The sequence below is a fragment of the Microvirga guangxiensis genome (genome assembly GCF_900102135.1).
GTDB lineage: Bacteria > Pseudomonadota > Alphaproteobacteria > Rhizobiales > Beijerinckiaceae > Microvirga > Microvirga guangxiensis.
Genome location: NZ_FMVJ01000002.1, coordinates 116,957 through 137,182 on the forward strand (window position 1 = coordinate 116,957; position 20,226 = coordinate 137,182).

Annotated in this window: 13 protein-coding genes; 4 read left to right on the plus strand and 9 right to left on the minus strand. The window is 63.8% G+C overall.

Features of this window, described 5'->3' with window-relative positions:
* Positions 1 to 27 precede the first annotated feature (27 nt).
* From BLP10_RS00570 to BLP10_RS00580, 3 genes are all read right to left on the minus strand, one after another.
* Entirely contained in the window at positions 28 to 1,479 is a 1,452-nt protein-coding gene (locus BLP10_RS00570) for an SPOR domain-containing protein (RefSeq protein ID WP_091128102.1), read from the minus strand.
* Positions 1,480 to 1,586: 107 nt separating this feature from the next.
* Positions 1,587 to 3,347: an arginine--tRNA ligase gene (gene argS / locus BLP10_RS00575; RefSeq protein WP_091128107.1), complete on the minus strand. Its 1,761-nt coding sequence runs from the start codon at positions 3,345 to 3,347 to the stop codon at positions 1,587 to 1,589.
* A gap of 194 nt (positions 3,348 to 3,541) precedes the next feature.
* Positions 3,542 to 4,750 carry a deoxyguanosinetriphosphate triphosphohydrolase gene (locus tag BLP10_RS00580; protein ID WP_091128111.1) on the minus strand — a complete coding sequence of 403 codons (1,209 nt, stop codon included), beginning with the start codon at positions 4,748 to 4,750 and terminating at the stop codon, positions 3,542 to 3,544.
* Positions 4,751 to 4,842: 92 nt separating this feature from the next.
* Here BLP10_RS00580 and erpA point away from each other — a divergent pair, with 92 nt between their 5' ends.
* Together erpA and BLP10_RS00590 are read left to right on the plus strand one after the other, a co-directional pair.
* A complete protein-coding gene (gene erpA, locus BLP10_RS00585; RefSeq protein ID WP_091128115.1) occupies positions 4,843 to 5,169 on the plus strand; it encodes an iron-sulfur cluster insertion protein ErpA in 327 nt (108 codons plus the stop codon).
* Between the two features lie 91 nt (positions 5,170 to 5,260).
* Complete coding sequence (locus BLP10_RS00590; RefSeq protein ID WP_091128117.1) at positions 5,261 to 7,111, plus strand: hypothetical protein; 1,851 nt, start codon at positions 5,261 to 5,263, stop codon at positions 7,109 to 7,111.
* 136 nt (positions 7,112 to 7,247) lie between these two features.
* On the opposite strand, the gene BLP10_RS00595 is transcribed toward BLP10_RS00590, so the two are convergent.
* Together BLP10_RS00595 and aspS are read right to left on the minus strand one after the other, a co-directional pair.
* Positions 7,248 to 9,551 carry an NADP-dependent malic enzyme gene (locus tag BLP10_RS00595; RefSeq protein WP_091128121.1) on the minus strand — a complete coding sequence of 768 codons (2,304 nt, stop codon included), beginning with the start codon at positions 9,549 to 9,551 and terminating at the stop codon, positions 7,248 to 7,250.
* 171 nt (positions 9,552 to 9,722) lie between these two features.
* Complete coding sequence (gene aspS / locus BLP10_RS00600; RefSeq protein ID WP_091129945.1) at positions 9,723 to 11,531, minus strand: aspartate--tRNA ligase; 1,809 nt, start codon at positions 11,529 to 11,531, stop codon at positions 9,723 to 9,725.
* Positions 11,532 to 12,577: 1,046 nt separating this feature from the next.
* On the opposite strand from aspS, the gene BLP10_RS00605 reads away from it, so the two are divergent.
* Entirely contained in the window at positions 12,578 to 12,976 is a 399-nt protein-coding gene (locus tag BLP10_RS00605) for a hypothetical protein (protein ID WP_244510337.1), read from the plus strand.
* Between the two features lie 446 nt (positions 12,977 to 13,422).
* Positions 13,423 to 14,577 (plus strand): ribonuclease D, encoded by a 1,155-nt coding sequence (gene rnd / locus BLP10_RS00610; protein ID WP_091128130.1) that lies wholly within the window; start codon positions 13,423 to 13,425, stop codon positions 14,575 to 14,577.
* 6 nt (positions 14,578 to 14,583) lie between these two features.
* Here the strand turns inward: rnd and ppx are convergent, their stop codons facing one another.
* The 4 genes from ppx to BLP10_RS00630 form a co-directional block, all read right to left on the minus strand.
* Positions 14,584 to 16,107, minus strand: coding sequence for an exopolyphosphatase (gene ppx / locus BLP10_RS00615; RefSeq protein ID WP_091128134.1), 1,524 nt, complete (start codon positions 16,105 to 16,107; stop codon positions 14,584 to 14,586).
* Position 16,108: 1 nt separating this feature from the next.
* A complete protein-coding gene (locus tag BLP10_RS00620) occupies positions 16,109 to 18,301 on the minus strand; it encodes an RNA degradosome polyphosphate kinase (protein WP_425286929.1) in 2,193 nt (730 codons plus the stop codon).
* Between the two features lie 122 nt (positions 18,302 to 18,423).
* The gene (locus BLP10_RS00625) at positions 18,424 to 19,116 is read right to left on the minus strand and encodes a P-loop NTPase family protein (protein ID WP_091128139.1); all 693 of its coding nucleotides are present in this window, start codon (positions 19,114 to 19,116) and stop codon (positions 18,424 to 18,426) included.
* A complete protein-coding gene (locus BLP10_RS00630) occupies positions 19,109 to 20,221 on the minus strand; it encodes an AI-2E family transporter (protein WP_091128143.1) in 1,113 nt (370 codons plus the stop codon). The genes BLP10_RS00625 and BLP10_RS00630 overlap by 8 nt, the downstream gene beginning before the upstream one ends.
* Between the last annotated feature and the right edge of the window lie 5 nt (positions 20,222 to 20,226).

Sequence of the window (20,226 nt, forward strand, 5' to 3'; positions counted from 1 at the left end):
TTCAGGCCAGCCTTAATTCCCGAGGGGTCAGTTCTTGGCCACGAAGCACTGGCCGCCCTGACCCTGCAGCTTGGAGCAGAGGGACGAAGCCTCTTCCCGCGACATGGGTCCGACGCGGACGCGATAGATCGTGTTGCCGTTCACCTCGGCCTTGCGGATCAGCGACGGCATGCCCTCGAGATCCGGATACTTGCGCTGATAGCCCGTAAAGGCCGTTTCCGCAGCGGTCTCCGAGTTCGCAAGACCGAGCTGGACGGCATAGCCGCCGGTCACGGTCGCGGTCTCGGCAGCAGGAGCAGCCACCGGAACAGGCTGGGCCGAGGCGACGCGCTGCTGCGCAGGAGCAGCAGGCGCTTCAACAGGAGCAGCCTGTGCAGGCTTCGGAGCCGGCGTAGCAGCGACAGCAACGGGAGTAGCCGGGGCAGGCTTCGGTTGGGCAGAAGCCGCCTGAGCTGCTGCTGGCAGGGTCATGGCGGGGACCGGAGAAGCTGCTGCATGGTGAGCATTCGCGGCTTCAGGAGCACCGACCACGGAGCCGTCAGGACGGATCGTGACGGTACGGACCTTGCGCGGCTCGCCGAGATTCAGGCTGTTGGGAGCGTTCCGAGCCCCAGAAGCGGCGCCGGGAACGGTAGCCCCGGTAGCATCGGCTACGGCAGAGCCGCCATTCGAGCGCACAGCCTGAGCCACGTCCACAGGCTGCTCCTCGCGGTTCACCACCTTGGTATCGGTGTTCTGGGAGCGCTCGTAGATCTGCTTGTTCTGGTTCGGGATTTCGACCCCACCCGGATTCTGCGGCTGAACCTTGACAGGCTCGGCCGTGGCCTGGACGAGGACCGGTTCGCCGTTGCCGGAAGCGCCTGACGAGCCCGAGAAGAGATAAGTGCCACCGCCTCCGATCACGATAGCGCCCAGGACGGCGCCGACAGCAATCAGACCCTTTCGGGACTTGGGTTTCTGGACGGCTGGATAATCAAGGCGCTCAGGCTGCCCGTAACCAGCCTCCGCATAATTGTCCGATCCGTCATCGTAATATTCGTCGGCATAACCATCCTGCCGCGCATAAGCATCCTGATTGTAGGACGTCTGCTGGGGCTGCGCCGGCTGCTGATAGCCATAGGCCTGAGTATTGCTGCGAGGAGCTGCCGCAGGCTGGGCGTAAGCGCCCAGGTCAAGATCGGGTACCTCGAAGCCCTCGTGACGTGCCTGCGCCGAAGCCGGGCGGGAGGCGGGCGTCACAGTGTCGCGGGTCGCGAAAAGATCGTCGATAGCAGAGGGCTGCTGACGCGGGCGCGCCGAGCCGTCATTGGCCAAAATGGCCTGAAAAGGGTCGTCCTGTCCCACAATCCGGGCCAATTCGGCCAAGGGATCGCCGCGCGTTGCGGCGGCGGGCTGGACCTGAGACGAGCCCGCCTGGGCAAGCTGCCGCTCGATCTCGTTCAGGTCGACGGCAAAACGGGGCTTCACTGATTCGCTCATGCGCCGGTCCTCCAGTTACGCGACAGGAGCCCAACGCTCCGCCGGCACGACGTGACAGCATCCAGCGCAAACCTAGCCCTTAAACGGTTGATCCGCTTGGGAAAACGTTAGCGCATTTCATCGGGTGCCGTGACGCCCAGGATTGCGAGGCCAGATGCCAGCACGCCCTTCAGGGCATGCACCAGAGCGAGCCTCGCTTTTGTTGAATCTTTATCAGTTAGATTAACAAAGCGTAATTGCGGCAAGTCTTTGCCCTTATTCCATAAACTATGGAAGGTGCTGGCGAGGTCATAGAGGTAAAAAGCGACCCTGTGCGGCTCATGAGCCTCTGCAGCCGCCTCCACCATGCGCGGGAACTGGGCGATCCGGTGGATGAGCTCCGTCTCAGCCTCGTCCGTGAGAATCGAAAGGTCCGCTTTTGCGAGCTGGGCAGCAGAAAAATCCTCGCTCGGGAAGGCATCGGCCGCCTGACGGAAGATCGAGGCGCTCCGGGCATGGGCGTATTGCACGTAGAAGACCGGGTTGTCCTTCGACTGCTCGACGACCTTCGCGAGGTCGAAATCGAGCGTCGCGTCGTTCTTGCGGAAAATCATCATGAAGCGGGTCGCGTCGCGGCCCACCTCGTCGACCACGTCGCGCAGGGTCACGAAGTCGCCGGAGCGCTTGGACATCTTCACCGGCTCGCCGCCGCGCAGAAGCTTGACCAGCTGGCAGAGTTTCACGTCCAGATCGCCCTTGCTGTCGGTGACGGCTTTCGTCGCCGCCTGCATGCGTTTCACGTACCCGCCATGGTCCGCACCCCACACATCGATCATGGAGGCGAAGCCGCGCTCGAACTTTGAGCGGTGATAGGCGATATCGGACGCGAAATAGGTGTAGGAGCCATCCGATTTCAGCAGCGGACGGTCCACCTCATCGCCGAAGGCGGTGGCGCGGAACAGAAGCTGCTCGCGGTCCTCCCAATCCTCGTCCTTCTGGCCCTTAGGCGGAGGTAGGCGCCCCATATAGACGAGGTCGCGGGCACGCATGTCCTCGATGAGTTTCTTCACCTGATCCTCAGCGCCGAGCTGGAGGGAGCGCTCGGAGAAGAACACGTCGTGATGAATGTTGAGCACCGCGAGATCGGCGCGGATCATGTCCATCATGGCGTTGATGGCGGTCTCGCGCACCAGCGGCAGCCAATCGGCTTCCGGCTTGTCGAGCAGGCTCTCGCCATGCTCCTGCGCGAGCTTCTCGCCGACGGGCTTGAGGTAATCGCCTGGATAAAGACCCTCCGGGATCCCGCCGATGTCTTGGCCGAGAGCCTCCTTGTAGCGAAGGTAGGCGGAGCGGGCGAGCACATCGACCTGCGCACCGGCGTCGTTGATGTAGTACTCGCGGGTCACCTTGTAGCCAGCGAAATCGAGAAGGCCGGCAAGCGCGTCGCCGAACACGGCGCCACGGCAATGGCCCACATGCATCGGGCCGGTCGGGTTGGCGGAAACGTATTCCACATTGACGGGCTGGCCCGCGCCCTGCCCGCTTCGACCGAAGCCTTCCGCATCCACCACGGCTGCGCGCAGCACCTCGTGCATCACCTGGGGAGCAAGGCGGATGTTGATGAAGCCGGGCCCGGCAATTTCCACCTTGGTGACGCGCGGGTCGTCCTGGAGGTCCGCCACGAGCAGCTCGGCGAGCGCGCGCGGGTTCATGCGCGCCTCCTTGGCGAGCACCATGGCGGCATTGGTCGCCAGATCCCCATGGGACGGGTCGCGCGGCGGCTCCACCACGACGCGGCTCACGTCCAGCCCGGATGGAATCTTGCCTTCGTTGGCCAGACGGCCAAGTGCATCGGCAACCCGCTTCTCAAACAACGCGAAAATGTTCATGGCACTTCATCTCAATGGGCGACTGGCAGCCAGTCGACAGAAACCGCTTCGCAAGCCCTCATCCTGAGGAGGCCTTCAGGCCGTCTCGAAGCGCGAGAGCGTCTCCAGCATCCTCTGGAACCTCCTTCGAGGCGCCGTTTCGCGGCCCTTCAGGACAAGGTCTGCGGGTAAATTTTCAAAAGGCTTAGCCGCGCCTAACGCAAGTCCGGCGTTACGTCAAACAAACGTCGGTGCTCGAGCATCGCATAACGGTCCGTCATGCCTGCAATGTAATCAGCCACCCGGCGGGCAAGGCGCGGCTCGTCATCCCTCGGCAGGTCCGCCTGCCATTCGTCCGGCATCAGCTCCGGCTCGGCTTTGAAGCGGCGGAAGAGATCGCGCAGAATGGCATCGGCCTGCGCCCGGACCCGCATCACCTCCGGATGGCGATACATGTGGGCGTAGAGGAATCGCTTGATGGCAGCGTCGGCGTCCCGCATATCCTTGGAGAAGCAGACCATCGTTTCATGTGCCCTGCGGATATCCTCTGCCGTCCGAGGCTTGAGCGCCGCAATTCGCCGGTCGCCTTCGGCCACCACATCCTCCACGAAACGGGTGATGACCCGGCGGGTAAGCTCGTGGATGCGCCGGGAGAGGTCGAGGCTCGGCCAGCGGCCGTCGATCTCGGCGAGGATCTCAGCTAGCAGCGGCACCTCGCGCAGATCGTCGATCTTGAACAACCCTGCCCTCAGGCCATCGTCGATGTCGTGAGCGTCATAAGCGATGTCGTCGGCAATGGCGGCGGCCTGGGCTTCTCCGCTGGCGTAGGTGGCAAGTTCAAGATCCTGGATGGCGTTGTATTCCAGGATGGCGAGCGGTACGCCTCGCTCGGCATAGCGCAGGGTCGGCTTGCCGTCTGCCTCGAGCAGCGGGCCGTTATGCTTGACCAGTCCTTCCAGGGTTTCCCAGGTCAGGTTCAGCCCATCATAATCGGGGTAGCGGCGCTCCAGACGGGTCACGACGCGCAAGGCCTGGGCATTATGGTCGAAACCGCCGAAGGCCGACATGCACTCCTCGAGCGTGTCCTCGCCCGTATGGCCGAAAGGCGTGTGGCCAAGGTCATGGGAGAGCGCCAAGGCTTCCGCCAGATCCTCGTCCAGGCCGAGGGATCGGGCCAAGGCGCGGGCGATCTGGCTCACCTCGATGGTATGGGTGAGCCGAGTGCGGAAGTGGTCGCCCTCGTGATAGACGAATACCTGGGTCTTGTGCTTGAGCCGCCGGAAGGCCGAAGAATGGATGATCCGGTCGCGGTCACGCTGAAAATCGCTCCGGGTCGGAGAGACCGCCGTCGGGTAAAGCCGTCCACGGCTCGCCCATGGATCGCAGGCATAGGGAGCTCGCCATCTCTCGCCAAAGGGCCGCACTGTCTTCCCCGGGTTGAAGCCTTGTCAGGGCGCACTTACCTTGCTCTTAAGAGCTTGTCCAAGATTTATGTCCTTCAAGGACCGGAAGCACCATGCCTGGAATTTCCCTCACAGAACGAGCCGCCCGCCGCATCAATGAGATCATGGCCACAGAGCCGCAAGGGTCGATGCTGAGAATCAGCGTCAACGGAGGCGGCTGTTCCGGGTTCCAATACGCTTTCGACGTGGACAGGACCCGGCAGGACGACGACCTCCTCATCGAGAAGGACGGGGCGACCGTCGTGGTCGATGAGGTCTCGGTTCAATACATGGACGGTTCCGTGATCGATTTTGTCGACGACCTGATTGGTCAATCCTTCAAGATCGAGAACCCTCACGCCACAGCTTCCTGCGGCTGCGGCACCTCGTTCTCCTTGTGAAACCCTGCCCCCCGCTCTAGCCTTCTCACAGGATTTTTCGGCCTGAGGTCTTTCAGAAGGCTTCAGGCCTTCGGTTTCTCGTAGGGATAGAATGAAGCTCCTTCACCGCTCAAGCGTCTGCGCCCTTGCCCTCGTGGCGGGTACGGCCGCGATGCAATTCGAACCCGCGATCCTCCGCGATCTCGTGGTCGACACCGGCGCGCAGCAGATTTCCGTCGGAGCCGTCAGGACATCCCTCTGGAGCTCAGCCTTCGCCCAGGCAGCCGATACGTTCAGCGTCGAGAACGTGCGGTTCACCTGGGGGCCTTTCTCCTATGAAGCGAAGCGTATCGACTTCACCGGCGTGTCTCTCGCCCGCAGCGAAATCGAAAGCCTGCTCTCCTCCAGCTCCGAGCCTTTCGCGGAGCGCCTCGCCCGAATCAACGCCAGGCAGGTCAGCGTTCCTGAACTCAAGGTCGTTCACAAACTCGGCAACGAGACACAGACGATCTTCTACCGCAATGGCACTCTGTCCGACATCGTGCTCGGCAAGGTCGGCTCGCTCGCGATCGAGACGACGGCTATCGAGGAGACGGGTGGGAAGGGCCCGACCCTCATGAGCTATGGCCGGACCAGCATCCGCGATCTCGATCTGCCCGCCTTCGCACGTCTCTACGAAACGAAGGATACTTCGGCCCCTCTCAGCAAGCTGCATGGCGAGTTCTCTATCGAGAAGATCGATGTGACCGACAGCGCGGAGGGGTTCAACGCCCAGATCGCCCGCATTGGCGGCAGGGATATCATGGCTCGCCCAACGAAGGATTCCTGGAACGGCACCATTGCTCTCATCAAGGAGCTTTCCGAGAAGGAGCAGACCTCGCCCGAGGAGGACACCCGCCTGCTGCTGAGCGCGGCGGACATCCTCGGCGCCTTCGATGCAGGCTTCGTCGAAGCGACGGGCATCACCCTCAAAGGCAATGGACAGGACAACAAGGAATCCGGCTCCATCGCCCGCATAGCCTATACCGGCGCGACCGGCTCAGAGGCAGCCGAAGCGCGGGTGGAAGGGATCGAGTTCGCCGATGCGGATTCCCGTTTGAAGATCGGCGCCATCAGCCTCAAAGGGTTTTCCGTCACTCCAACCCTGAACGGCCTGAAGGCGCTCGGCGACAAGCCGCTGAAGGATCTCGACAGCGCCGACGTGAGGAGCCTCATCCCGACCCTGGGAACGCTTCGCATCACGGATATGGACATCGAGGCGCCCGCCTCCGATGACAAGCCAGACGAACTCATGCGCGTCGCCATAGGGCTCATGGAGCTCACGGCTGACAAGCCGGTGAACGGCATTCCGACGAACATCCGTTTCGAGCAGCGCAATCTCTCCACGACCCTGCCGGACAACAGCACCGACGAGCTGGCCCAGCAGCTTCAGGCCCTCGGCTACAAATCGATCGACGGCTCCTTCGTAGCCGCCGCTACCTGGAACGAGGCCACCAACGAGATCGCCATCAAGGAGTTCTCGATGGACGGAAAAGACATGGGAAGCGTGCGCCTGACAGGGATCATCGGCAATGTCAGTCCGGACCTTTTCAGCGCCGATGAGGCGACGGCCTCCGCAGCGATGATCGGAGCCAAGGCGAAAGCCGCCAACATCGTCGTCGAGAACAAGGGCTTGGTGGAACGCTATCTGGAGAGTGCCGCGAAGGACGCGGGCACGACGCCGGACTCTCTGCAGAAGCTGTATGCGGGCGCCACACCGCTCGTTCTGTCGGGCATGATCGGCAATTCTGAACAATCCAGGACTCTCGGCAAGGCCATCTCCCGCTTCATCGAGAATCCCGGCAAGCTCACCATCAATGCTCAGCCGAAGAACCCCTCGGGCTTCGGTGTGATGGATGCGATGCTCGCATCCGACCCGAAGGCGATGCTGGAGAAACTCAACATCACCGCCACGGCTGAGTGAGCCATCCGGGCTCCATATCAGAGCCCCCGCCTCATCCTGAGGAGCCCTCCTCGGCAGGCGTCCGAGGCAGGATGATCGGCAAAAATATGGCCGGGACTTTCCCGGCCATATGTGAACAGCAAACTTTGATGCTCAATCAAATCAGCATCGGCTGATCCTGCTCCACGGCCTGCGCCTCCACGACGGCGATGGCGGTCAGGTTGACGATGCCGCGCGCCGTCACCGACGGCGTGAGGATGTGGGCGGGCTTTGCCGGGCCGATGAGGATCGGGCCGACGGGGAGAGCATCCGCCAGCATCTTCGTGAACTGGAAGGCGATGTTGGCCGCATCCAGGTTCGGCATGATCAGGATGTTCGCCTCGTCCTTGAGGCGCGAGGTGGGATTCACCCGATCGCGGATCATCTGGGACAGGGCGGAATCCGCCTGCATCTCGCCGTCAACTTCGAGATCGGGCGCGCGCTCGTTGATGCAGGCCAGGGCCTCGCGCATCTTCAGCGCGGAGCGGCTGTCGGATGCGCCGAAATCCGAGTGAGAGAGCAGCGCGATCTTCGGCTCCATGCCGAAGCGGCGCACATGGCTCGCGCAGGCAATCGTCATGTCGGCGATCTCTTCCGCGTTCGGATCGAACTGCACATGGGTATCGGCCAGGAAGTACGCGCCCTTCGACGTGATGACGAGCGAGAGCGCCGCCATCTCGTGCACGCCGGGAGCGAGGCCGATGATGTCCTTGATGTGCTTCACGCGGGACTGGAAACGTCCCTCGAGGCCGCAGATCAGCGCATCCGCATCCCCTCGCCTCACCGCCAGCGCGCCGATGACTGTGTTGTTGGTGCGAACGAGCGTCTTCGCCGCATCCGGCGTGATGCCCTTGCGGCCTGCCGCTTCAACGTAGGTCGCGACATAGTCGCGATAGCGCGGATCGTCCTCCGGGTTCACCAGATCGAAATGCCTGCCGATTTCCATGGAGAGGCCGAAGCGCTTGATGCGCGCCTCCACCACGTTCGGGCGGCCGATCAGGATGGGCTTTGCAAGGCGCTCTTCGACGATCACCTGCACCGCGCGCAGCACGCGCTCGTCCTCGCCCTCGGCATAGATCACGCGCTTCGGATTGGCTTTAGCCTGCGAGAAGAGCGGCTTCATGATGAAGCCTGAACGGAACACGAAGCGGCCGAGTGACTCGGTATAGGCCTCCAGATCCTCCAGCGGGCGCTTGGCGACACCGGAATCCATGGCGGCCTTCGCCACCGCCGGCGCGATGCGCAGGATCAGGCGCGGATCGAACGGGCTGGGGATCAGCGACTTGCGCCCGAAGGGGTGTGCCTCGCCGCCATAGGCGCGCGCCACGACTTCGGACGGGGCTTCCCGCGCAAGACCCGCGATCGCCTTCACGGCGGCGGCCTTCATCTCCTCGTTGATGGTGGTTGCGCCCACATCGAGCGCGCCACGGAAGATGTAGGGAAAGCAGAGAACGTTGTTGACCTGGTTCGGGTAATCGGAACGGCCCGTGCAGATCATCGCGTCGGGACGCGCGGCCTCAGCCTCCTCCGGCATGATCTCGGGATAGGGATTGGCAAGCGCCATGATCAGCGGGCGCGGCGCCATCTTGGCGAGCAATGCCGGCTTCAGGATGCCGCCCGCCGAGAGACCGAGGAACACATCCGCATCGGTGATCACATCGCTGAGCGTGCGCGCATCGGTCTTCTGCGCGTAGACCGACTTCCAGCGATCCATGAGCTCGTTGCGGCCGTCATGAACGACGCCTTCGATGTCCGTGACCCAGATGTTCTCGCGCTTGGCCCCGAGCGACACGAGCAGGTTGAGACAAGCGAGCGCAGCAGCGCCTGCACCCGACGTGACGATCTTCACGTCCTCGATGCGCTTTCCGGCAAGCTCAAGCGCGTTGGTGACGGCGGCGCCCACGATGATGGCGGTGCCATGCTGGTCGTCGTGGAAGACGGGAATGCCCATGCGGGCCTTCAACTGCTCCTCCACCTCGAAGCATTCGGGAGCCTTGATGTCCTCGAGGTTGATGCCGCCGAAGGTGGGCTCGAGCGCCGCGATCACCTCGACGAGCTTGTCCACGTTCTTCTCCGCCACCTCGATATCGAACACGTCGATGCCGGAGAACTTCTTGAACAGGACCGCCTTGCCTTCCATCACGGGCTTGGAGGCGAGCGGGCCGATATCGCCGAGGCCGAGCACGGCAGTGCCGTTGGAGATGACGGCCACGAGGTTCTGGCGGGAGGTCAGGTTGGCGGCCTGATCCGGATCGTCCACGATGGCCTCGCAGGGGGCGGCCACGCCGGGGGAATAGGCAAGCGCCAAGTCGCGCTGGTTGCCGAGGGGCTTGGTGGGCTGGATCTCGAGCTTACCGGGACGCGGGTACTGATGGTAGAACATCGCCCCCGATTTCAGATCCTGCGAGATGTTCTCTCCCATCTCCAACGCTCCTTACCCAACCGTTTTTGTTTCTATGGATCTTGTGAGCGCCCTGTCCTCCGCCGTCAATGTTCTTCTCCGGTGGCGAAGCGAACATGAGGCCTTGGCCCAGGGCCTAAAACAGTTCGGCAGCGCCTGGGCGCTGCCGAACAAGGATCATCAAATGCCGGCTTATTTCTCCGGCAAGTTCGTGCGGATGTGCAGCTCACGCAGCTGCTTGGGCGTCGCCTCGGAGGGCGCGCCGAGCAGCAGGTCTTCCGCCTTCTGGTTCATGGGGAAGAGCGTGATCTCGCGCAGGTTCTGCGCGCCGCAGAGCAGCATCACGATGCGGTCCACGCCGGCGGCCATGCCGCCGTGGGGCGGAGCGCCGTACTGGAACGCGCGGTACATCCCGCCGAAGCGGTCCATGACTTCCTGCTCGCCGTAGCCGGCGATCTCGAAGGCCTTCACCATGCGGTCGGGACGGTGGTTACGGATCGAGCCGGAGGCCATCTCGTAGCCGTTGCAGACCATGTCGTACTGGAACGCCGTCATCTTGAGGATCTTGTCCTTATCCGACGGGTCGAGGGCCATGAACTCGTCGTGGTCCATGTTGCCCATGGAGAACGGGTTGTGGGAGAAGTCGATCTTCTTCTCGTCCTCGTTCCACTCGTATTGCGGGAAGTCGACGATCCAGCAGAACGCGAACTGGTCCTTGTTGCCCAAGCCCAGCTCGTCGCCGATGCGCACGCGCGCCTTGCCCGCGAGCGAGGCGGCCTTGTCCTCGTTGCCCGCCGAGAAGAACACCGCGTCGCCTGCCTTGATGCCCGCCTTCTCGCGGATGACGGCCTGAGCGGCTTCCGGGATGAACTTGGCGATCGGGCCCTTGGCGACGATCTGGCCGCCCTCTTCCTCATACACGATGTAGCCGAGGCCGGGAGCGCCTTCCGAGCGCGCCCAGTCGTTGAGCTTGTCGAAGAAGGAGCGCGGCTGCGAGGCAGCGCCTGTCGCCGGAATGGCGCGCACGACGCCGCCGCCCTTCACCACGTTCTTGAACGCATTGAAGGTCACGTCCTCACGCTCGAACACTTCCGACACGTCGGCGATGATGAGCGGGTTGCGCAGGTCTGGCTTGTCGGAGCCGTATTTCAGCATCGACTCGAAATACGGGATGCGCGGGAACACGTCCGTCACCGGCTTGCCGTCGGCGAATTCCTTGAAGGTGTCGCGGATCACCGGCTCCATGGTCTGGAAGATGTCTTCCTGCGTGACGAAGCTCATTTCCACGTCGAGCTGGTAGAACTCGCCCGGCAGGCGGTCGGCGCGCGGGTCCTCGTCGCGGAAGCAGGGCGCGATCTGGAAGTACCGGTCGAAGCCGGACATCATGATCAGCTGCTTGAACTGCTGCGGAGCCTGCGGCAGCGCGTAGAACTTGCCGGGATGAATGCGCGAGGGCACGAGGAAGTCGCGCGCGCCTTCAGGCGACGAGGCCGTCAGGATCGGCGTCGTGAATTCGAAGAAGCCACTTGTCTTCATGCGGGTGCGGAGCGAGTCGACGATGGCGCCGCGCTTCATGATGTTGTTGTGCAGCTTCTCGCGGCGAAGGTCGAGATAGCGGTACTTGAGGCGGGTCTCTTCCGGGTATTCCTGGTCGCCGAAGACCGGCATCGGCAGCTCGTCCGCCGGGCCCAGCACTTCCATGTCGGTGATGTAGACCTCGATCATGCCGGTCGGCAGCTCGGCGTTCTCGGTGCCTGCCGGGCGCTTGCGCACCTTGCCGTCCACGCGGACCACCCACTCGGAGCGGGCCGTCTCGGCCAGCTTGAAGGCGGGGGAATCGGGATCGATCACGCACTGCGTCATGCCGTAATGGTCGCGCAGGTCGATGAACAGCACGCCGCCGTGGTCGCGGATGCGGTGGCACCAGCCGGACAGGCGGGCCACCTGGCCGACATCGGATTCGCGGAGCGCGCCGCAGGTATGGGAACGGTAACGATGCATGGAGGCGGACATGGAAAAAGCCTGCTGGTTCGGTGTTACGCGCAACATCCATGGGAGACCGGGGAAGTCAAGGACGAACCACGAATGGAGGCCATGTTCGGGCGACCCCGCCGGTTTCGGGCGGGTGGCTTCAGGCTTGTCCTGGCTTTGTCCGTAAGGACGAGGGAAGCGCGGGACGCATTCGGCTTCGCAGGCCCCGGCGGAGCGCGCGAAAGGTATTCGGGGCGGGAGATCCGCCCGGACCAGGGAAGCTCAAGGCGTCCCGCGCACGGCTTTTGTGGGTCCGGCCTTGGCTCTCCGGCGCCATCAGGGACGAACCCTCAGAGACGCTTTACGGCGCGTGCTCGACGCGCGGCCCTGGAGTTTACTCCAGCACCGGCAAGGCTGGGGGAGCGTGGACGCAGCCTGCCCGAACAAGCTCAGCGCCCCTTCCTCCCCGCTCAGGCCCCTGGGGCATGCGGGGTGCGAGACCCGCAGCCGACCAGAACCGTATCCAGTCTCCGCAACCGACGCCTCGGGCACGTCCCTCGCGAGAACCAGACCCGCCAACCTTAACCACAAGGCAGGACAAAAGTCAAGAACAAAGCAAGAACATTGCATCCATCTCAGCCAGAGCCTAGATCATCAGAGGACGAGGCGCGTGTTCCCCTCTCCCTTGCAGGGAGGGGTTGGGGTGGTTTGACTGGGTGAGCGGCTGAACCAGCGAGACACGGGAAGACCTCTCCCGGGTGGGAGAGGTCGGAGCGCAGCTCCGGGTGAGGGACTGCCTTGTCCGGAAAGGCCACACCTCTCACCCCTGCCCCTCTCCCACCCGGGAGAGGGGATGTGCCGTAGGGCTGTCGTGCGGTCTGGATGCTGGCTGCACTCCGACTGTCCGACCCCCACCCCTAACCCCTCCCCGCAAGGGGGAGGGAACACGCGCTCAGATCTGATAACGACCACGAATTCAGCCGCCGCATGAGGCGAGGCCCCAGCCCCTCCCCGGCACCCCGATTTTCGCCCTCAAACCCTTATTTTATAAGCATTTCTCCCTTGTGGAACAAAGGGTGAATTCCCATATCATCCCTATGATCCAAAACCATGCAACATCCCTGCTCAAGCACGGCTCGAACGCTCCTCAGGAGGAGCGGATCGAGGGGAATTGGCATGTCTATCCCTTCGATGGTGCGCTTGAGATCGACTATGTGGACCAAGCCGGAAATCCGACCCGGCGCTGGGTGATCGCGCGCGAGCTGAAGGTGGGGCCCGGCAAGATGCTTCTCGGTGGCATCGACATGGCCGATGACGGGTATCGGGGCTTCCGTGTCGACCGGATCGAAAGGCTGGAGGATGCGGAGACCGGGCTCGTGGTGGACCGCAACATCCTCGACTGGCTCATGAAGAGGGCGGAGCGCCAAGCCAGGGAGCGGATGAAGGCCCTGCGAATGAGGGCAAGGGGGAAATAGAAAGGCCGGCATTCCAGCCGACCTTTCCGTCAATCGAGATCACGGGCCTGAAGTGCTGTTGCTCTCAGAGGCACCCCTCCGCCTCCTGGCGACGATTAGGCCGCAGGCGAGATCCCAGCCTGTTCAGGGAGAATTCTTACGGGAACGGGAAAGCCTCAGTCCGGGGGAAATCCTCGGCCTTGGGGAAGGTCTCGTGCTTCGGGAAAAGGCCGTTCTTCGGAAAGATGCTCATGTTGATGTTCCCTCTGTAGCATCGTTGCTCAACCGGCCCCGCAAACCATCGGTTTGAAACAGGAACCGGCCCACAAAAGCTATATAATTACATAAGCCTGTCAATGGCTCAGCTTGCCGCCCTATAGAAACCCATGGAATTTGAGGGGATTGATCGGCTCGGGCCTTTGAAACGGAGTCGCCTGAACCGCAGGCTTAGGTTATGAGACGTCTTCATGGATTTGATTACGACCACCGAGGCGCTGTCCGCCGCCTGCTCCCGCCTGAGCCAACATCCGTTCGTCACCGTCGACACGGAGTTTCTGCGCGAGACCACCTATTATCCCAAGCTCTGCCTGATCCAGATGGCGGGGCCCGACCCTGCTGATGCCTATCTCATCGACCCGCTGGCCGAGGGCATGAGCCTTGAGCCCTTCATGGCGCTCATGTCCGACAAGGGCGTGGTGAAGGTTTTCCACTCGGCCCGCCAGGATCTGGAGATCATCTGGAATCTCGGAGGCATCGTCCCCGAGCCCCTCTTCGACACTCAGGTCGCGGCCATGGTGTGCGGCTACGGCGATTCGGTGTCCTACGAGCAGCTGGTGAACGACCTCGCCAAGGCGAAGGTCGACAAGTCCTCCCGCTTCACCGATTGGTCGCGCCGTCCCCTCACCGATGCCCAGCTCATCTATGCCATGTCGGACGTCACCCATCTGGTGAAGGTCTACGAGGCGCTGATGAGCCAGCTCGAGAAGAACGGGCGCCTCACCTGGCTGGTCGAGGAAATGTCCATCCTCACCTCCCCCGAGACTTATCAGGCCGATCCGGCCAATGCCTGGCGCCGCCTCGCCGGCCGCCTGCGCAAGCCGAAGGAGGTCGCCGTCCTGATGGAGGTCGCCGCCTGGCGCGAGCGCGAGGCCCAGAGCCGCGACGTTCCCCGAGGCCGCATTCTCAAGGACGACGCGCTCATCGACGTCGCCACCTCAGCTCCCCGCTCCGTGGAAGCCCTCGGCCGCCTGCGCACCATCCCCAACGGGTTCGAGCGCTCCCGCACGGGCGGCGACATCTTGGAGGCCGTAGAGCGTGGCCTGTCCCGCGACCCGGCGAGCATCCCCATGCCCGAGCGCAGCCGCGGGCGCGGCAATACCGGCGCCGTGGTCGACCTCCTGAAGGTCCTGCTCAAGGCCGTGGCCGAGCAGGAAGGCGTGGCGCCGAAGATCGTCGCTACCGTCGAGGAGCTGGAGGCCATCGCCGACAGCGACACTGCGGACGTGCCGTCCCTTCACGGCTGGCGCCGCGCGCTGTTCGGCGAGAAGGCGCTGGCCTTGAAGAACGGCCAGCTCGGTCTCGTGCTGGAACGCGGACGGGTGCGGCTGCGGGAGATCGGGTAGACCCGCCTAGCCTGTTATCTCAACCACCGGCTCCATGTTGAGGAGCTTGCCCAGCGCCTTCATGCGGCCTGCGAGGCGTTCGTTGGCGAGGTCCTTCATCTGCGACGGCAGTTGCAGCACGACCTGCTTGCCGCGCGCCTGCAGGGGAGCCTGTGGGAGAATGCCCTCCATCGATACGGACACCGGATAGGCGACACGCATGAGCGCGGCGAGCAGGCGCGCGCGCTCCATATGGCGCGGCCCCGCCAGCGACTTGATGCGAGAGCCCACCTTGTCGGGCGAGAGGCCCTCGTGCCGGAAGAAGATGGAAAGCGCGAGATAGGCGCGGCCCGGATGATCGAGGCCCGCGAAAGCGCCGTAGGCAATGAGGTTGAGGCTCTGCTCGCCGCGATAATCCGGGTGAGCGCGCCAGCCGATATCGGCCAAGAGGCAGGCGGCGCGGCGCAGGCGCGTCTCGGTCTCGGTTTCCGTGACCCCGAGGCTTTTCATGAAGCCTTCCGTCCACTCGCACAGCTCCTCGCCATGGCGCGGCGAGCGGGAGCGCAGGAGGTTGAGGTCGCTTGCTGCAGCGAGAAGCGGATCGCGCTTCTGCGTGTCCGGATCGAGCCTGTCGAACAGAACGCCTTCGCGAACGCCGAACGCGGAGATGGCCACCTCCTTCGGCTCGCCGAGACGGATGATCTCTTCCAGCAGGATGGCGCCGTAAACCAGAAGCGGACGGCGGGCCTCGGAGACGCTCTCGATGTCCTTGAGGGTCTTCGTGTCCGCTCCTTCCACGAGACGCAGGAAGTCGAGCCCATCCTCGGGATTGAAGATATAGCTGTGCATCACATGGAGGGGATAATCCCGCGCGGCTTGGTGCAGGCGCGCAAGGGCGCGCCACGTGCCGCCGACCGCGTAAAAGGTGCGGCCATGCAGGTTCGCGAGATATTCCGGGGCGCGTTCCAGGGCGGCGCGCACGATCTTCTGCGCCTTCTTGAGCGAGCCGCCGCTCATGTCCTGCAGGGCGAGGCCGCCGAGCGGCATGGTGGTGCCCTGCCCCACGAACGAACCATCCACGTCGACGAGCTCCAGGCTGCCGCCGCCCATGTCGCCCACGATGCCATCCGGCTTATGGAAACCCGCGACGACGCCGAGTGCGGAGAAGCGCGCTTCCTCGGCGCCGGACAATAGGCTGATGGGGCGGCCGCAGGCTTTCTCCGCCGCTTCCAGGAACGCAGGACCGTTGGACGCATCGCGCGCCGCGGCGGTGGCGAGCACGAACACCTCGGACACCTGCATCGTGTCGCACAGCACCCGAAAGCGGGCGAGCGCGCGCAGCGCCCTGTCCACCGCTCCGTCGTCGAGACGGCCCGTGGTCGCCACGTGGCGGCCGAGGCCGCAGAGAACCTTCTCGTTGTAGATCGGAGTCACCGCCCGGGACAGGCCCTCATAGGCCACAAGGCGGACGGAGTTCGAGCCGATATCGATGATGGCGACGGGGCGGCCGATCTTGAGCCTGCCCTGGGCTTCCTGGCTGATGGGCGACATGTCAGCGCTGCCCCCGTTTCGCAAGAGCCTTCGGGCTGGACGTCTTGAGGGATTTTCCGCGACCGGAGAGGCTGGGATTCGTCATGAAATACTTGTGTGCGTTGAACGGCTCATCGCCCTTGGCGGGTGCCATGCGCTGGCTCGTGCCGTCGGGCAGAACCGCCCAGCTCTGCTCGTTGTCGAGAAGGTTAGCGAGCATGATCTGATCGAGAACCTGCTGGTGAACCGTGGGATTGACGATGGGCAGGAGCGCCTCGACGCGGCGGTCGAGATTGCGCGTCATCAGGTCGGCGGAGGAGATGTAAACATGCGCCTTGGGATTGGGCAGGCCCTGCCCGTTGCCGAAGGCATAGATGCGCGTGTGCTCCAGGAAGCGCCCGACGATGGACTTCACGCGGATGTTCTCGGACAACCCCTTGATGCCCGGCCTCAGGCAGCAGATGCCGCGCACGATGAGGTCGATCTGCACGCCAGCGGCGCTGGCATCGTAGAGCGCATCGATGATGCCGGGATCGACGAGCGAGTTGCACTTGCCCCAGATTGCGCCGGGCCGTCCGGCCTTCACATGAGCGATCTCTTCCTCGATGTGCTGGAGCAGGCGCTTTCTCAAGGTGAGCGGCGACACCGCCATCCGCTCCAGCTCCGCCGGCTCCGCATAGCCCGTCACGAAATTGAAGATGCGCGACACGTCGCGACCGATCACAGGGTCGGCGGTAAAATAGGACAGGTCGGTGTAGATGCGCGCCGTGATGGGGTGATAATTGCCCGTGCCCACATGGCAATAGGTGATGAGCTGGCTGCCTTCGCGGCGCACCACCATGGAGAGCTTGGCGTGGGTCTTGAGCTCGATGAAACCGAACACGACCTGCGCGCCCGCGCGTTCGAGATCGCGCGCCCAGCGGATGTTCGCTTCCTCGTCGAAGCGTGCTTTCAGCTCCACGAGAGCGGTGACGGACTTGCCCGCCTCCGCAGCCTCTGCAAGCGCCGCGACGATCGGCGAGTCCGAGGACGTGCGATAGAGCGTCTGCTTGATCGCCACCACGTTGGGATCGCCCGCCGCCTGACGCAGGAACTGCACCACCGCGTCGAAGGATTCGTACGGGTGATGGACGATGATGTCCTTCTCGCGGATCGCGGCGAAGCAATCGCCGCTATGCTCGCGGATGCGCTCGGGGAAGCGCGGATTATACGGTTTGAACTTGAGATCGGGACGTTCGAGCGCGACGAGCTGCGAGAGATCGCGCAGGCCCATCATGCCCTCGACGACGAAGACCTCGTCGGCGGAAACCTCCATCTCCTCGGCCACGAAGAGACGCAGGTCGTCCGGCATGGCGGCTTCGACTTCGAGACGGATCACGCTGCCGCGCCGGCGCTGCTTGAGCGCGGTCTCGAACAGGCGCACGAGATCCTCGGCCTCTTCCTCCACTTCGATATCGGAATCGCGGATCACGCGGAACGCGCCCTGCCCCTGCACCGCGTAGCCCGGGAACAGGCGGCTCGTGTAGAGCACGATCATCTGCTCCAGCGCGATGAAGCGGGCCGAGCCCGTTTCCGCGAAATCCGGCAGGCGGATGAACCGCTCGCCGCGGGACGGCAGGCGGATCAGCGCGTTCAGCACCTTGCCGTCGCTCTGGCGCACGAGCTTCAGGGCGATGGAGGAGCCGAGATTCGGGATGAAGGGAAACGGGTGCGCCGGATCGATGGCGAGCGGCGTGAGCACCGGAAAGATGTGATTGAGGAAGTAATCCTCGAGCCAGGACGCCTCCGATTTGGTGAGGCCCGCACCTTCGACGAGGACGATGCCCTCCCCCTGCAGCTTCTCCCGAAGCTCGCCCCAGCGACGCTGCTGGTCGGACGCGAGGTTCGACACCTCGACCGAAATCTTCGACAACTGCTCCTGGGGCGTCAGCCCGTCCTGTGAGATGGTGGCAACCCCGGAACGCACATGTCCGCGCAGGCCCGCGACGCGGACCATGAAGAACTCGTCGAGGTTCTCCGCAGAAATGGAAAGAAAACGCAGCTTCTCCAGCAGCGGATGGTTGCGATTGTTCGCTTCCTCCAGAACCCGGCGGTTGAACTGCAGCCAGGAGAGTTCGCGATTGATGAAGCGTTGGGGGAACTGGCGCAGCACCGCGCCATCGAGCTCGATATCCGGCGGGGCTTTCGGAAAGGGAGCTTCGCTGACGATCTCCATGTCCCTCAAGGCCATCGTGTCACGCACTTCGATCTCCGCCGCTTCCTGCTTCGGCGTCCGTTTTGCTCTGGGCTTCGTGACAGTTTCACGACGGTTCGACGACAATGCGGTGGGATCAGCCTTCACTCAATTTCATCCGTTTCCTGCGAGGCTCCAAGGATCTCCGCGGCAATCGCCCGGGACACCCGCCGCCCCCGGCTGAGCGCCTCCTTGTCCAGAAGCGCCACCAGTTCCGAAGCCTTGGCCAGGGACCGTTCGATCCGAAGAGAGATATAATCGACAACGGAGGTGTCGACCACGAGTTGCCTGTCCACGAACAGCTTGACTAGAACCGCCTTGAGCAGGGCGTCGTCCGGCGCATCGAGGGTGACGCTCGGCGCAAGCCGCAGGCGCGAAAGCAGATCCGGCGTCTTCAGGCCCCAGCGATCCGGCGGCATCTCGCTGGTGATCAGAAGGGCGGCCTTCCTCTCCCGCGCCAGGTTGAGCAGATGGAACAGGGCCGCCTCGTCCCGCTCGCCCCGGTCCATGTCCTCGATGGCGAGCGCACCGTTGGAGACGAGGTGCGGGACCTTGTCCTGGCTGATCTCGCGGGCATCGATTGTCCAGGCGTGGGCATTGGTCGCCCAGATCGAGGCCAGATGGCTCTTGCCGCTGCCGCGCGGGCCGACCAGAAGGAGGATCGTATCCGGCCATTCCGGCCAGGCCTCGATGAGGCCATAGGCCTGTTCGTTGGAAGGGCTGACGAGAAAGTCCTCTGCCCCGAAGCGCGGATCGAGGGGCAGATCGAAGGCCAGCTGCTTGGGCGCATCACGCATCGAGATCGGCCCTGTCCTCGATCTTCGGGTGGAGGATCACGGGTCCTGCTCCCCGATAGAGGGGGCTTGCCAGATACTGGCCCAGCGCGAAGCGCGCGATCACACCGATGGCGGCGGCGAGCGGCACGGCGAGCAGCAGGCCCACGAAGCCGAAGAGCGCACCGAACGCGACGAGCGCGAACATGAGCCAGACGGGATGCAGGCCCACGGAATCGCCCACCAGCTTGGGCGAGAGAATGTTGCCTTCCACGAACTGCCCGAACACGAAGATGCCGAGGGTCGCCAGGATCATGGTCCAGTCGGGCCAGAACTGCACGATGGCGACGCCCATGGAAAGGATGAGGCCGGTGAGCGAGCCGACATAGGGAATGAAGCTCAGGAGTCCCGCCGTCATGCCGATGAGCGCACCGAAGTTCAGGCTGATCATCGTGAGGGCCACCGCATAGAAGGTGCCGAGGATGATGCAGACTAAGGCCTGCCCGCGCACGAAGCCCGCGATGGCCCGGTCGATGTCACGGGCGATGGTGCGGATCGTGTCCCGCTGGCTGAGGGGCATCCAGGAATCCACCGTCCTCACCATGCGGTCCCAATCGACGAGCATGTAGAAGGCGACGACCGGGGTGACGACCAGCAGGGAGAAGATGCTGAGCAACGCCTGCCCGCCCGACCAGAGTCCCTGGAGGAAGGCGGCGATCCAGGCGATGCCCTGGCTGATGAGATTGCCGACCGAGGTCTGCATCTCCGGCAGGGCGCCGTTGGCGCCGAGCCGGTCGAGAAGAGGCCTCAGCTGCTCGTTTGCCAGCTCCTGAAGCCTCGCCACATAGCTCGGCACGCGCTCGACGAAGGCCCCGACCTGCTGGGCCGCGAACGGCACCAGGATCATGAGCGTGATGATGAAGATGACGACGAAGAGCACCAGGATCAACAGGCTGGCGCCGAGACGCCCGACACCGATCTTCTGCATCCGGTCCGCCAGGGGATCGAGCAGGTAGGCCAGGGCGAAGCCCGCCACGAACGGCAGAAGGATGCCGCGCAGGGCGAACAGCAGGAACACCGCCACGACCAGCGCTGCGATCCAGAATCCGATCTGCCGTTGGATCGTCATCGGTG